This window comes from Luteibacter sp. GL_149 (genome assembly GCF_057834065.1).
In genome coordinates, this window is the sequence record NZ_CM174395.1 from 2,203,292 (window position 1) to 2,215,868 (window position 12,577).

The 12,577-nt window shown below is 59.7% G+C and carries 8 protein-coding genes; 6 read left to right on the forward strand and 2 right to left on the reverse strand.

Features of this window, described 5'->3' with window-relative positions; genetic code table 11:
• Position 1 precedes the first annotated feature (1 nt).
• Entirely contained in the window at positions 2-1,000 is a 999-nt protein-coding gene (locus AC3IR3_RS10095) for a DNA-binding protein (protein ID WP_489196746.1), read from the reverse strand.
• A gap of 623 nt (positions 1,001-1,623) precedes the next feature.
• On the opposite strand from AC3IR3_RS10095, the gene AC3IR3_RS10100 reads away from it, so the two are divergent.
• The 6 genes from AC3IR3_RS10100 (at position 1,624) to AC3IR3_RS10125 (ending at position 10,676) form a co-directional block, all read left to right on the forward strand.
• Entirely contained in the window at positions 1,624-7,026 is a 5,403-nt protein-coding gene (locus AC3IR3_RS10100) for a hypothetical protein (protein WP_489196747.1), read from the forward strand.
• A gap of 27 nt (positions 7,027-7,053) precedes the next feature.
• Positions 7,054-8,049, forward strand: a complete 996-nt coding sequence (locus AC3IR3_RS10105; protein WP_489196748.1) for an RHS repeat-associated core domain-containing protein — start codon at positions 7,054-7,056, stop codon at positions 8,047-8,049.
• A 2-nt stretch (positions 8,050-8,051) separates the two neighbouring features.
• Complete coding sequence (locus AC3IR3_RS10110; protein WP_489196749.1) at positions 8,052-8,651, forward strand: hypothetical protein; 600 nt, start codon at positions 8,052-8,054, stop codon at positions 8,649-8,651.
• Positions 8,652-8,726: 75 nt separating this feature from the next.
• Positions 8,727-9,326, forward strand: coding sequence for a hypothetical protein (locus tag AC3IR3_RS10115; protein ID WP_489196750.1), 600 nt, complete (start codon positions 8,727-8,729; stop codon positions 9,324-9,326).
• Positions 9,327-9,401: 75 nt separating this feature from the next.
• Positions 9,402-10,001 (forward strand): hypothetical protein, encoded by a 600-nt coding sequence (locus tag AC3IR3_RS10120; RefSeq protein ID WP_489196751.1) that lies wholly within the window; start codon positions 9,402-9,404, stop codon positions 9,999-10,001.
• Between the two features lie 75 nt (positions 10,002-10,076).
• Entirely contained in the window at positions 10,077-10,676 is a 600-nt protein-coding gene (locus AC3IR3_RS10125; protein WP_489196752.1) for a hypothetical protein, read from the forward strand.
• Between the two features lie 904 nt (positions 10,677-11,580).
• Here AC3IR3_RS10125 and AC3IR3_RS10130 read toward each other — a convergent pair.
• Complete coding sequence (locus AC3IR3_RS10130) at positions 11,581-12,507, reverse strand: MASE1 domain-containing protein (protein ID WP_489196753.1); 927 nt, start codon at positions 12,505-12,507, stop codon at positions 11,581-11,583.
• Between the last annotated feature and the right edge of the window lie 70 nt (positions 12,508-12,577).

Consider the following 12,577-nt stretch of genomic DNA (forward strand, 5'->3'; position numbering starts at 1 on the left):
GCTACTCCGCCGCGGGTGCGTTGGGTGTGAGTTGGGTCAGCAGGGTTTCGATGGCTTGCAGGCGGTCTTCACCTTGCCGACGCTCCTCGCGCTCGGCAAGACGAGCGTCCCGTTCCGTCGCCAAGTCCACAAGGTGACGCTCCCCTTCCTGGCGGAGATGATCTCGTTCCACGGTCACCTGGACAATCTGCTTGCCCAGCGCGTCCACCTGCCGCTTCAAGTCAGGCACCTCGTCGGCCACCTTGGCCAATTGCTCATGGTCCCGCCGCAACGTGCGCAGGGCGTGATCGCTTTGGCCATGGAGTTCGGTGAGTCGTGCGTTGTCGCGATTGAGTTGCATCACCTCGTGATTCTTCGTGGTGATCAACTCGTTGGCCTGACGCAGTTCGACCTGCGACTGCTGCACTTGGTGTTCGTGACGACGAGCTTCCGTATCCCGCTGCTCCTTCGTGGACTGCCGAAAATGCTCCAGCGCCTCGCGCGCTTGGCTGTGCTTTTGCTCGAGCGATTGGATATGGCTCGTCTGCTCCGCCAACCGCGCTTGCAGGCCGGCGGCCCGTTCTTCGAGCGCTTTCACCTGGGTGTGCCGCTCCTGCAGCGCATCGGTCGTGACTTGGTGTGCCTGAGTCGCCTGCTGCAAGGCGGTTTCCATCCGCTGGAGGCGATCGCTCAGGGCGCGGCCTTCGCGCTCCTGGGCAGCCAGCGCCTCGGCGGCTTTTTGCACGGAGGCGTCGCAACGGGCTTGGATCTCGGCGATTCGCGTGTCGGCCTCCTCAGCCAACCGAGCGCTGAGCTGGGCGACAAGGTGTCGCAACGCGTCGCTGATCACAACGCCGGCGGGTGGCGTCGTCGTGCCCTCCGCCTCCAACTCCTTGAGATAACGGTGGATGGTGCTTTTGGAGCCGGTATTGCCAAGGGCGACGCGAACCGCGTCCACCGAGGGGTGCTTGCCCTGCGCGATAAGACTATCGCGGGCATTCTCAACTTCGGATTTGTACAAGCCAGCGCGCGCCATAGCCCTCTCCGATGAATAACGTAATGTATTACATACCATGTAATTACGTAATACTCAATAGCATGTGTTCAGCAAGTACATGATCAAAAGTGACATGGGATAATGTCGCATTATCCCGCGTTAGAAGGATTAAAGACGGAATTAGGGGCCACGGTTGGTACGAAATGACAATTCTTGGTTACTCCGGTGTCGCTGACAACTGTCGCAAGTTGAGTCGAGTGTGCTGGGGACATGACATGTTGTGATGTGTGCTCTTGCTGACCGTCGAGCGGCCATTTTCGAATGGGTTTGATCGATCGTCTGGTTAAGCGTCCGCTTTCGACCCAGGGCGCGTCTCTTGACAGCGAATCCCCTCTCTACGTGTAGGCGTACACCTACACGACCAGCATGTCATGCCTCGAACGTGTCGCAATATGTTGCGATATGTAGCGATATATTACGCATCGTTCCGACTGAGGTCGCCATTTGGCGGGTAGCTTGTGATTGTGACGCGCGTCGCATTCGTATAAAGCTGCGATCCGGGCGTCCAAGCCAACTCCTCCGCGGCCTGCCACCCGTCATTCGTGCGCTTCGTGATTCGCTGGCCGGCAGGCAACAGGGGAATGTCGATGATCCGATGTGATGTGCTGCGGCTTGCCCGTAGCGTGCTGATGGTCGTGTTTGTACTTGGCGCCTCAGTTGCCCTCGGGCAAACCGTCTCAATCGAGTCGGAATACAAGAAGCTCCTCCGGGTAAACGAAGACATCCAGCCCCTGGGGCCGAACGCCTTCGGCGAGTCCATCAGCACCTATGACGGGACGGTGTCCTTCACGCAGATCGACGTGGAGGCGAAGGGTACGGGGCTGCCCATCATCGTCGAGCGCACGATACGTGGCCGGCCAGAAGGTGGTCCCAATGCCTATGTATTCGAGCTAGCCCACAACGCTTTCAGCGACTGGGACATGTCCGTGCCGCAGATCGAGACGCTGTCGGCGGAAGCCAAGGGCAGTTTCGGCCCAGGGCATAACTTCGATGTGTGGTACTTCCTGGACGAGCCGAATCGGTGCAGCGCTCTGGATGCGGCCGGGCCGATCGATGTGGCGACGAAACCGGGCGAAGAAGGGGTGACCTGGGAGGCGGATGTCTGGTGGCACGGCATCCAGCTCAAGATTCCCGGTGCGGGGACGCAAGACGTTCTCAAGCGTGATGCAGGCAACAACAGAATCCCTCAGATGACACTGTCGAATGGCAGTGCCATGACGTTTTCGGGTGTGACGAAACAGAATTGGGTGCTGGGATGCCTGCCAGCCACGTCGAATGGACAGCCGGGCGAAGGATTTCTTGCGGTCGCACCCGACGGCACGAAGTATTGGCTCGATCGCCTCGTGTACCGCAACGCGGCGGGCATTGCTCATCCGGGTGGCGGCGCACTCAAGCGTCGCATGGTGTCCCTGCTAGCCACCCGCGCGGAAGACCGCTTCGGGAACGCACTGATCTATAGCTACGATGCAAACAATCGCCTGACGTCCGTTACAGCCAGCGATGGACGGAGCGTGACGTTCACGTATGCGCAGTGGCAGCATTCGGCCGGTATTTATCCGCTCGGTGAGCGCATCACGGACATTACCCAGAACGGTGCGACCGGCTCGCGCACTTGGCACTACACCTACGGTGGCACAGCCGATGAGCCGGTCCTATCGGATGTGACCCTCCCGAATGGGTCCAGGTGGACGTTCGCCAACATGATCGCCCTGTCGCTATCGTCAGGCGATCTTCGGCCCAACTACGACGGATGCCTGTATTCCGTCCAGGGCGCCTCGCCGCAGAGCACGGCGACGCTGACCCATCCTTCCGGGCTTTCCGGAACATTCACGCTTGGCGCCACGCTTCGCGGTCGTTCGGACGTGCCGAAGATATGCATATTCGAACGCGGCGCACAGTTCATTCGTACGCCACACGCTTACTCGTCACAAGCGCTCATCCAGAAGCAATACACCGGTGCGGGCATGGGAACGCAGAGCTGGTCGTTCGCCTATTCGCCGCCAAATCAAAGCTGGCACGACGACTGCGTCGCTAGCGGCTGCGCAACCACGGTATGGACCGACGAGACCGATCCGGATGGCAGCGCCATCCGCCATACCTTCAGCAACCAGTTTGGCGCGACTGAAACGCAATTGAAGCAAGAGGACACCTATGTCCAAGCCGTAGGTTCGACACTGGTTCGTTCAGAAATCACAGAATACGAAAGTCCCGCCGCCGGTCCATGGCCGACACGGCTCGGCGATAACCTTCAGGCCGGCGCGAACAAGGATCAGGCGGAAACCATCTCACCCGTCAAAAAGCGCACGATCCAGCAGGATGGCGATAGCTACATTTGGGAGGTTACTCCAGGGATGTTCGATGTGTTTGCGCGGCCTGTCCGGGTCATTCGCGGAGGAGGCATTGCGGGACAGACCGCGGTGACTGAGCAGACCACGTATCTGGACGACGCCCCGCACTGGGTGCTGGGGCTGGAGGCGCAGAAGGACAACCTGACCGAAAGCGAGACGATTTCCAGAACCGTTTACGACCTGGCACGAGTGACACCTTTGGAGCGCTATACGTTCGGCCGAAAGGTGATGACCTATGCCTTCGATGCACAGGGTAACCTTGCCGCCTTTACGGATGCCAATAACCGGTCAACCCACCTCGATAACTACAAGCGCGGCATCCCGCAGAGCGTCACGCATCCAGACAGCACCACGCAAAGCGCGATCGTCGACGACCTGGGACAAGTCACCTCGTTGACCGACCAGCTGGGCAATACGGTCAGCTATGCCTACGACGGTATTGGCCGACTGACGCAAATTACCTATCCGGCCGGTGACACGGTTGCCTGGGCGCCGAAGGTCATTACCTACGAGTTTGTCGGTAACGAGCGTGGCGTTGCAGGGGGGCATTGGCGCCGGACGAGCACACAAGGCGAACGCGCCGAGGTATCCATCATGGATGCCATGCTGCGGCCCGTGCTTTCCGGGCGCTATCGCGCGAGCGATGGGGCGCTTCATATCGCCACGCGGACGGCCTATGACTGGCGCGGCAACACGACGTTCGAATCCTACCCGGTCAACGGGGCCGTGGACCTCGCAGCGATCGGCATGGGCGTTGCGCATGCGTTCGACGTCATTGGTCGTGAAACGCAAACCCGGCAATCATCCGAGCTTGGTGATTTGACGACGGCGTTCGCTTATCTTTCCGGCGCGCGCAAACAGGTAACCGACCCCCGCGGCAAGGTCACCGTGTCGACCTTCCAGGTGTTCGATCAACCGTCCTATGAGACGCCCACGAATGTGTTGGCGCCTGAAAGCATCGAGCAACGAATCGTTCGTAATATCTACGGCGATCCCACCAGCGTGACCCAGCTCGGCGGTGGCCAAAGCGCCACGAAATCCTTCATCTATGACAGCGCACACCGGCTGTGCCGCATGGTAGAGCCGGAAACAGCGAGCACGGTTCTCAATTACGATTTGGCCGACAACGTGACATGGACGGCCAAGGGCGTAACGATTTCTGACACAGGATGCGGCCAGGATCAGGTCGCAACGCCAGGAGTAAAAGTAACGCGAGGCTTCGATGCCATGAACCGGCTCACGTCGGTAGCGTACCCGGATGGCTCGCCGGCGCGGTCGTTTACCTACGATGCCGCAGGCAATCCGGCGACCGCTACGTCTGGCCTGGTCTCGTGGACATTTGGTCGAAACAAACTCGGTCTGCTTACGACGGAGAACCTCTCCATCGACGGCTACAACTGGCCTCTTACCTATGGTTACGACGCAGCAGCGTCGATGAGCAGCGTTACCTATCCCGACGGGAAAGTTGTCGCGTACGCGCCGGACGCGCTGGGGCGGCCAGGTCAAGTCGGTCCCTACGCTGGCGGCGTGACGTATTTCCCCAACGGCGCGGTGCAGTCATTCACATTGGGTAGCGGGGCGACCTATGTCGCGCAGCAAAATCTACGAACCTCACTTTCGAATTTCACCTACGGCAAAGGAGCCACGCTGGCCATCAGCGAGGACCTAACCTACGATCCGGTCGCAAACATTACTGCCATCGCCGATCTCACCGTCGGAGGCCAACGCAGCCGCACGATGACCTACGACGATGCGAACCGACTTGCCGGGTCAACGTCGCCGAATCTCTGGGGAACCGACACGTATGGCTACGACTCGATCAACAATATTGCCTTGATCCTGACGACGAAGCCCGGAGCGGATGTCTCGAAGGTAATCTACTACTACGACACCGTTACGCACCGCCTCTCGTCGGTCTTACGTGACCGGGTGAGCACACCTTTTACCTACGACGACCGCGGCAACACGACCGGGCGCGGCGCATCGACGCTGCAGTATGACCTTGGCGAGCGCCTTACCTCCGTCGATGGGATAGCTACCTACCTCTACGACACCGCCGGCAGGCGCGTGCGACAAACTCGCACGGGCGCGTCCGCGTCGACTTATTCCGCGTACAACGGCGCGGGTCAGTTGATGTGGGAATTCGACCCGACGACGAAAAAGGGTACCGACTACATCTATCTCGGCAAACAATTGGTCGCCTCAACGCAGAATGTCATCGATACGATACGCGGTCGCGTCGACGGCGTTGCGATGGCGGGCGCCAACGCGACGCTCAATGGCTGGGCATGTTCCGACGGGAGTACCGCCTCGATTTCGGTGCGCGTCTACGTGGGTGGCGGTCCTGGCGTAGGAACGGCACTCGGTACCTACCTGGCTAACACGGCAAGTGAAGCGTCCATCGGGCTGGAATGCCACGCGGCGGGGACCGCATACCGCTATGCCATCAACCTCACCGACGCGGTACGAACCACGCATGTGGGCAAGACCATTTACGTGGAGGGCTTGTCGTCTCTCGGTGGTGACAGCGTTGTGCTTCAGGACTCGGGGGTCTATGTCGTCCCTCCGCCGGCGGCCGCACCTGCCGCACCGGCGAGTGTCACGGCCACTGTCTCGCCGGACCTTGGGTCCATTAGTGTGTCGTGGACGGCATCAGCGAACACGACGCGGTACGAAGTCGAGCAGCAGTTTAATGGCGGCGCATGGAGCGGCGTCTATAGCGGTACCGCGCTGACGACAACGATCGCTAACCCCGCTGATGGGGGCTACGTATACCATTCGCGTGCGTGCAACAGCGCTTTCTGCAGCACGTGGACACTATCCAACGCTGTCGTCGTCTCTCATCTGCCACCCGCGCCGACATCGATATCCGTGCCGGCCACCAGTAACGGTCCCATCGCCGTTTCATGGAGCGCCACGGCCTATGCCTCCAGCTATGGTCTGGAGCAGAGCATCGATGGGGGCGCCTGGACCACGGTCTATACGGGCGGCGGGACGTCGGCAGCATGGACTGCGACGAACTCCGGTAACTATGTGTTCCGCGCCCACGGCTGTAACTCGAATGGCTGTGGTGCTTACGTTACCAGTACGGCCGCGGTCGTCACGCTGGCCCCCAGCGGTGCGCCGGTAGTGAGCGCACCGTCCACCAACACCAGCGGAAGCTACACGGTTTCCTGGACGGGTGTGTCAGGTGCGACGAACTATCCCCTTTACGAAAGTATCAACGGTGGTGGCTGGACCCTCGTGCAGCAAAATGGCGCAACCTCCTGGTCTACCGGCGGCAAAGGGAACGGCACGTATTCGTACTACGCCCGGGCTTGTAATGCGGGTGGCTGCGGTCCTGGCAGCACTTCGGCCACCGTCACGGTGTCGCTGATACCGCCTCCGCCGACGAACGTCGTTGGGGAAGACGCATTCCCAAACTCGAAGACCGAGACCCTTACCGTGACATGGACTGCTTCGCCGGGTGCCTCGCGGTACGAGGTTCACTGCTACACCAATGGACAGCTGTGGAATACGACCACCACCTCGCAACTGGTCGAAAGGGGTCCCACGGGCGAAATTCCTCTCATGGGTTACGAGGTCCGCGCTTGCAATGCGGTGGGATGTTCGGCTTGGGCCGTTGCGGGCTCTGGTTTCTAACAACGCTATCGGCTGGGGATACATCCTATGGATTACTCGAGTTTGTTACGGCGTGCATCGACTATCGGCGCGACCCTGTTCCATCGACGGTTGCTGGTCTGGTTCGCCGCGCTGGTGGCATTCGCTACCGTACAGGCTGCGGCGGCGGTCGAAACGGTGACGTACTACTACACCAATCCGCAAGGGACGCCGCTCGCGACCACCGATAGCGCGGGGAATATCACGTCCGCATCCGAATACCGACCTTACGGGTCCCAGGTATCCGGTGTGGCAGCGGCGGGGCCCGGGTACACAGGCCACGTCAACGACCCCGATTCCGGGCTCGTTTACATGCAGGCGCGCTACTACGATCCGGCGATCGGCCGATTCCTGAGCGTGGATCCGGTCAGCGGCCAGGCCGGCGATCTGTTCGCCCTAGCCCGCTATACGTATGCTGGCAACAACCCGGTGGTGAACATCGACCCCGATGGTCGACAAATGTTCGGCCAGCCTCAGCACATAGACTGGGACGACCCGCAGATGCAACGGGGCGCTGCGGTCGTCATGCCGGAGCTGGGCTCGATGATTCCCGTGGTCAGCGTCGGGATCTGCGTGGCGAACGGGTGCAGTGGCGGTGGGTGGGCGTCGGCGGCCATCACCACGGTCATGCCGGGGGAAGGGACAGCCGCCAAGGGCCTTACGCTTGGGAAGCGAGCGTTTTCTCAGCTATTCGAAAATGCTTCACGAGGCAAGAAGTTCGAAAATCTCGTCAGAGATACAATTGCTATCGGCGAAAAACGATCCATACCTATGAATGGAGTAAATCGCGTCCCGGACGGGTTTATAGCAGGTGTGTCCCTCGCCGAAGTGAAAGCCGGTGCGAAGTTGAGCTACACAAGTCAACTGCGCGACTATGCGCAATTTGCAAAAGATCGTGGCATTCAATTCAACCTCTATACGCCGCCTGGAACCACCATGACGAAGCCGTTACTAGAGGCAATCAAAAGTGGTGACATCAACCACATTGTCATACCGTTTGGATGATCATGCCCAAAACGACCAAGCAATCCCCTGAAGGCCGCGAAATGACGCCGGAAGAACGTGCGGCGAGGTTACGCGCGTATGAGGATGTCGTTCGGGAGCGGATCGCGAGATGGAAGGTGGAACAAGCCGATCTGATTAGAGAGCTTGCTCAGGAGGGAGTCGTCGTCGATCTTGTCCATGACCTCGTGAATCGACCGAATAGCTACAGTCATGTTCTGCCGATCCTCGCCAAGCATCTGCAACGGCCCTATTCGCAGATCACTCAGGAGGTCATCAGCCGAAGCATGGCGATGCGTGAAGCCCATCCGTATTGGGACTTGTTTGCTCGCCTGTTCAGAAATCTTCCTCCCACGAACCCGGCTGAACAAGGCCAGCCAGAATATGGTCTCGCTGCGGCGCTTTCGTCTAGCATGCCCAAAGAGAAGCTCCCGGAAATGATTGAGCTTGTATCGGATCCGCGTTTCGGGATGTCGCGTGTGCTATTGATCCAGGCGTTGCGACGGAGTCGAGATCCCCGTGCCGCTGAAGCGATCGAACGCTTGAGGGATGATCCGGGCTTAAGCAAGGAAATTGCAACCTGGCGACGCCGGAAGAAACGTTGAGGTGCATATCTCCGTTCAATGGGCAATACGGTTTGTCTGGTCGTCGGGAACGATGCCAGCTCGATTTGGATGACCATGGCTAAGACGACCAAGATGCCCCCGGAAAGCCGTGAATTGACGCCGGAAGAACGTGCGGCGAGGTTACGCGCTTACGAAGATGTCGTTCGGGAGCGGATCGCCAAGGCCAAAGTGGAACAAGCGGATCTGATTCGCGAACTCGCCCAGGAAGGGGTCGACGTGGAGTTGGTTCAGGACTTGATGAACCGACCGAATAACTATGTCCACGTTCTGCCGATCCTCGCCAAGCATCTGCAACTGCCGCACTCGCAGCTAACACGTGAAGCAATCAGCCGAACTATGGCCATGCGTGAAGCTCATGCTTACTGGGACCTGTTTGCGCGCTTGTACCGAGAACTTCCACCGACCAACCCGGCTGAGCGAGGCCGGCCGGCCGACGGTCTCGCCGTCGCGCTATCGGCCAGCATGCCCAAAGCCAAGCTGCAAGAAATGATCGAGCTCGTATCCGATCCGCGCTTCGGGCCGTCGCGGATTTTGCTGATCCAGGCGTTGCGACGGAGTCGAGATCCCCGTGCTGCCGAAGCGATCGAACGCTTGAGGAATGATCCGGGTTTAAGCAAGGAAATTGCAACCTGGCGGCGCCGGAAGAAACCTTGAAGTGCATATCTCCTTTCAATGGGCAATACGGTTTGTCTGGACGTCGGGAACGATGCCAGCTCGATTCGGATGATCATGCCTAAGACGACCAAGCAACCCCCTGAAAGCCGTGAATTGACGCCGGAAGAACGTGCGGCTCGGATGCGTGCGTACGAAGACGTCGTCCGGGAGCGGATCGCAAAGTGGAAAGTGGAACAAGCGGATCTGATTCACGAACTCGCCCAGGAAGGGGTCGACGTGGAGTTGGTTCAGGACTTGATGAACCGGCCCAACAACTATGTCCATGTTCTCCCGATTCTCGCCATGCATCTGCAGCGGCCGTATTCGCAGCTCACACAGGAAGCGATCAGTCGAAGCATGGCGATGCGGGAAGCCCATCCGTATTGGGACTTGTTTGCTCGCCTGTATAGGGCGCTTCCTCCCACAAATCCGGCGGAGCAGGGGCGTCCGGCCGACGGTCTCGCCGTCGCGCTATCGGCCAGCATGCCCAAAGCCAAGCTGCAAGAAATGATCGAGCTCGTATCCGATCCGCGCTTCGGGCCGTCGCGGATTTTGCTGATCCAGGCGTTGCGACGGAGTCGCGATCCCCGTGTTGCCGAAGCGATCGAACGCTTGAGGGATGATCCGGGCTTAAGCAAGGAAATTGCAACCTGGCGACGCCGGAAGAAACGTTGAGGTGCATATCTCCGTTCAATGGACAATACGGTTTGTCTGGCCGTCGGGAACGATGCCAGCTCGATTCGGATGATCATGCCTAAGACGACCAAGAATCCCCCGGAAAGCCACGAAATGACGCCGGAAGAACGTGCGGCGAGGTTACGCGCGTACGAAGACGTCGTCCGGGAGCGGATTGCGAAGTGGAAAGTGGAGCAAGCGGGCCTGATTCGCGAACTCGCCCAGGAAGGGGTCGACGTGGAGTTGGTTCAGGACTTGATGAACCGACCCAACAACTATGTCCATGTTCTCCCGATTCTCGCCATGCATCTACAGCGGCCGTATTCGCAGCTCACACAGGAAGCGATCAGCCGAAGCATGGCGATGCGGGAAGCCCATCCGTATTGGGACTTGTTTGCTCGCCTGTACAGGGCGCTTCCTCCCACAAATCCCGCCGAGCAGGGCCAACCAGAGGACGGCCTTGCCGTCGCTTTGTCATCTAGCATGCCCAAAACGAAGTTGCCGGAGATGATCAATCTCTTGTCGGATCAGAGTCTCGGCGATTCGCGGGTCTTGCTGCTGCGCGCGTTGAGACGTAGTCGAGACCCACTTGCCAAAGAGGCAATCGATCGTTTGAAGGATGATCCCGCCTTGACCAGGGAAATTCATTCTTGGCGGCGTCGGAAGAAACCTTGAAGTGCATATCTCCGTTCAATGGGCAATACGGTTTGTCTGGTCGTCGGGAACGATGTCAATTCGATTCGGATGACCATGGCTAAAGCGACGAAGATGCGTTTCACCTCTGGCAGTGCAAGACTCGCTACATTCTCGAGCTGGCCCTCCTTGCAATAACGTGACTTTCAACCGCAAGTTAAATACGGCTTCTCCCAGCGCACGCCCATCCCCCGACGGTATAAAATAAGCAACGAAACAGCTTATTTATTCGTCATTTATGCTCATTACTGATCCGCCGAGCATGATTATCCTGGCCCGCACTCTGGCAAGCTGACCGGCCTGTCGACCGACGCCGACGAACGTGGTCGCGATGTCTCTGTATATACCGGCAGAACTCTCGCTACGCTAGCCGCTCCCATCCTAAGCTCGGAGCTACCATGCGATCGCCCGCCCGTCGTGCCCTCACCTCCCTTGTCTTCGCCTCATTGCTTGGCGGCGGCTCGGCCTTGGCCGCTCCCCCGCCGACCACCGGCCTCGGTGCGTCTTGGCCGAACGCTTCCGACGTAAGCTCAAGTCCGAACTGGCATGTGTATGTTTTCGAGCGTGGAGCTACGCGTTACATCCAGATCAATGATGCGAACGGCGTTGTGCGCGGTGCGTTCGCTCGCACTCCTTATAGTCTCGTGGGTCTGCCGATCGGCACCGACGCGGCGAACCTGGCGACGCCGGACGAACCGTTGCCGCCACCTGCTAGCGGAACCGGGGAGACGGTCTACAGGGGACATGGCATCCAGGTATTCGCCGCTCCGCAGCCCGGCGGTGCCGTCCGTCTTATGGCGGTTCCGGGAGACTGTAAAAACCCCGCGGAATGCAGCACGCCGGGACCGTAACTCGCAAAGGACCGGTGATGCGCCTATATGGCTCGTCACCGGTCTCGCGGCGCCGAGGCGGGAGATTGGGCAGCAAAACGAGGGGCCCGCGCCCCGAATAACAGGGTGCCGGAAATAACGAGGGCCAGGACAACCTGGCACTGAACCATCGCAGGATCGAGCAAAACCTTGCCCGTGGCCGCCAGAGCAACACTAGCGACCATGCCGCCGATCGCACTGCCGTGCCAACCGTGCCGCCAAGCCATCGCGAGGACGGGCAGCAGCATCGCGATCCGCGCTGCGTGACGCGCTACATCATCGTCAGTCGTGAGCGCGCACCATGCCAGCCCCGTCAGTACCGGAAGTGCCCACGTAAGCGTGTCGCGGAGTAGCGGACTCCGCCACGTGGCGGCGATTGTCGGGCGACCATGTGCCAAGACGCGTTCGTGCAGGGCCAATATCGTGGGTGTCAGCGTCAGAGCGCCGAGGTAAGCGCCTAGCAGCCACGCCCAAAAATAGACGTATACGGAGATCTCTGGCCAAGCGCCCGGCGAATTCAGCAGAGCCGTCATTAGGGTGACCGAGGCTTTGATCGCGGTCAGCACGGCACAGACCAGGGTGGCGCTCAAGACCATACCCATGCGAAGACGTCCATCCGGCGCATGCAGCGCCCACCGCTGACGGATAGGCTTCACGCAACCCATGCACAGAACGATCATCGGCACAGAGGCGGATACGGCCCAAGCGGCACCAAACTGCGGGATGCAAAGAATGGCGTTCTCGGCCATTGGAAGCACTTCGCCGAGGGCCAGGGCGGGCCAGTAGCGGACGGGCATGAGAAGAAGGCAACTCAGACGCAGACCTGCGGTAAGCACCCAATGGGAAAAGGTAACGTGGCGGGTGACTTCGTAACAGGCAGCATAGGCGGCTGCGATGGCGACGTGTTGCCCCCAAGCCATCCAGTGCGTCGTGCTTCCGTTCACGCCTTCCCCTAAATCATTTGCCGTGCGTCTAACGACATTCTGTGAAGCCCCACCATCGCATGCGCAAGGC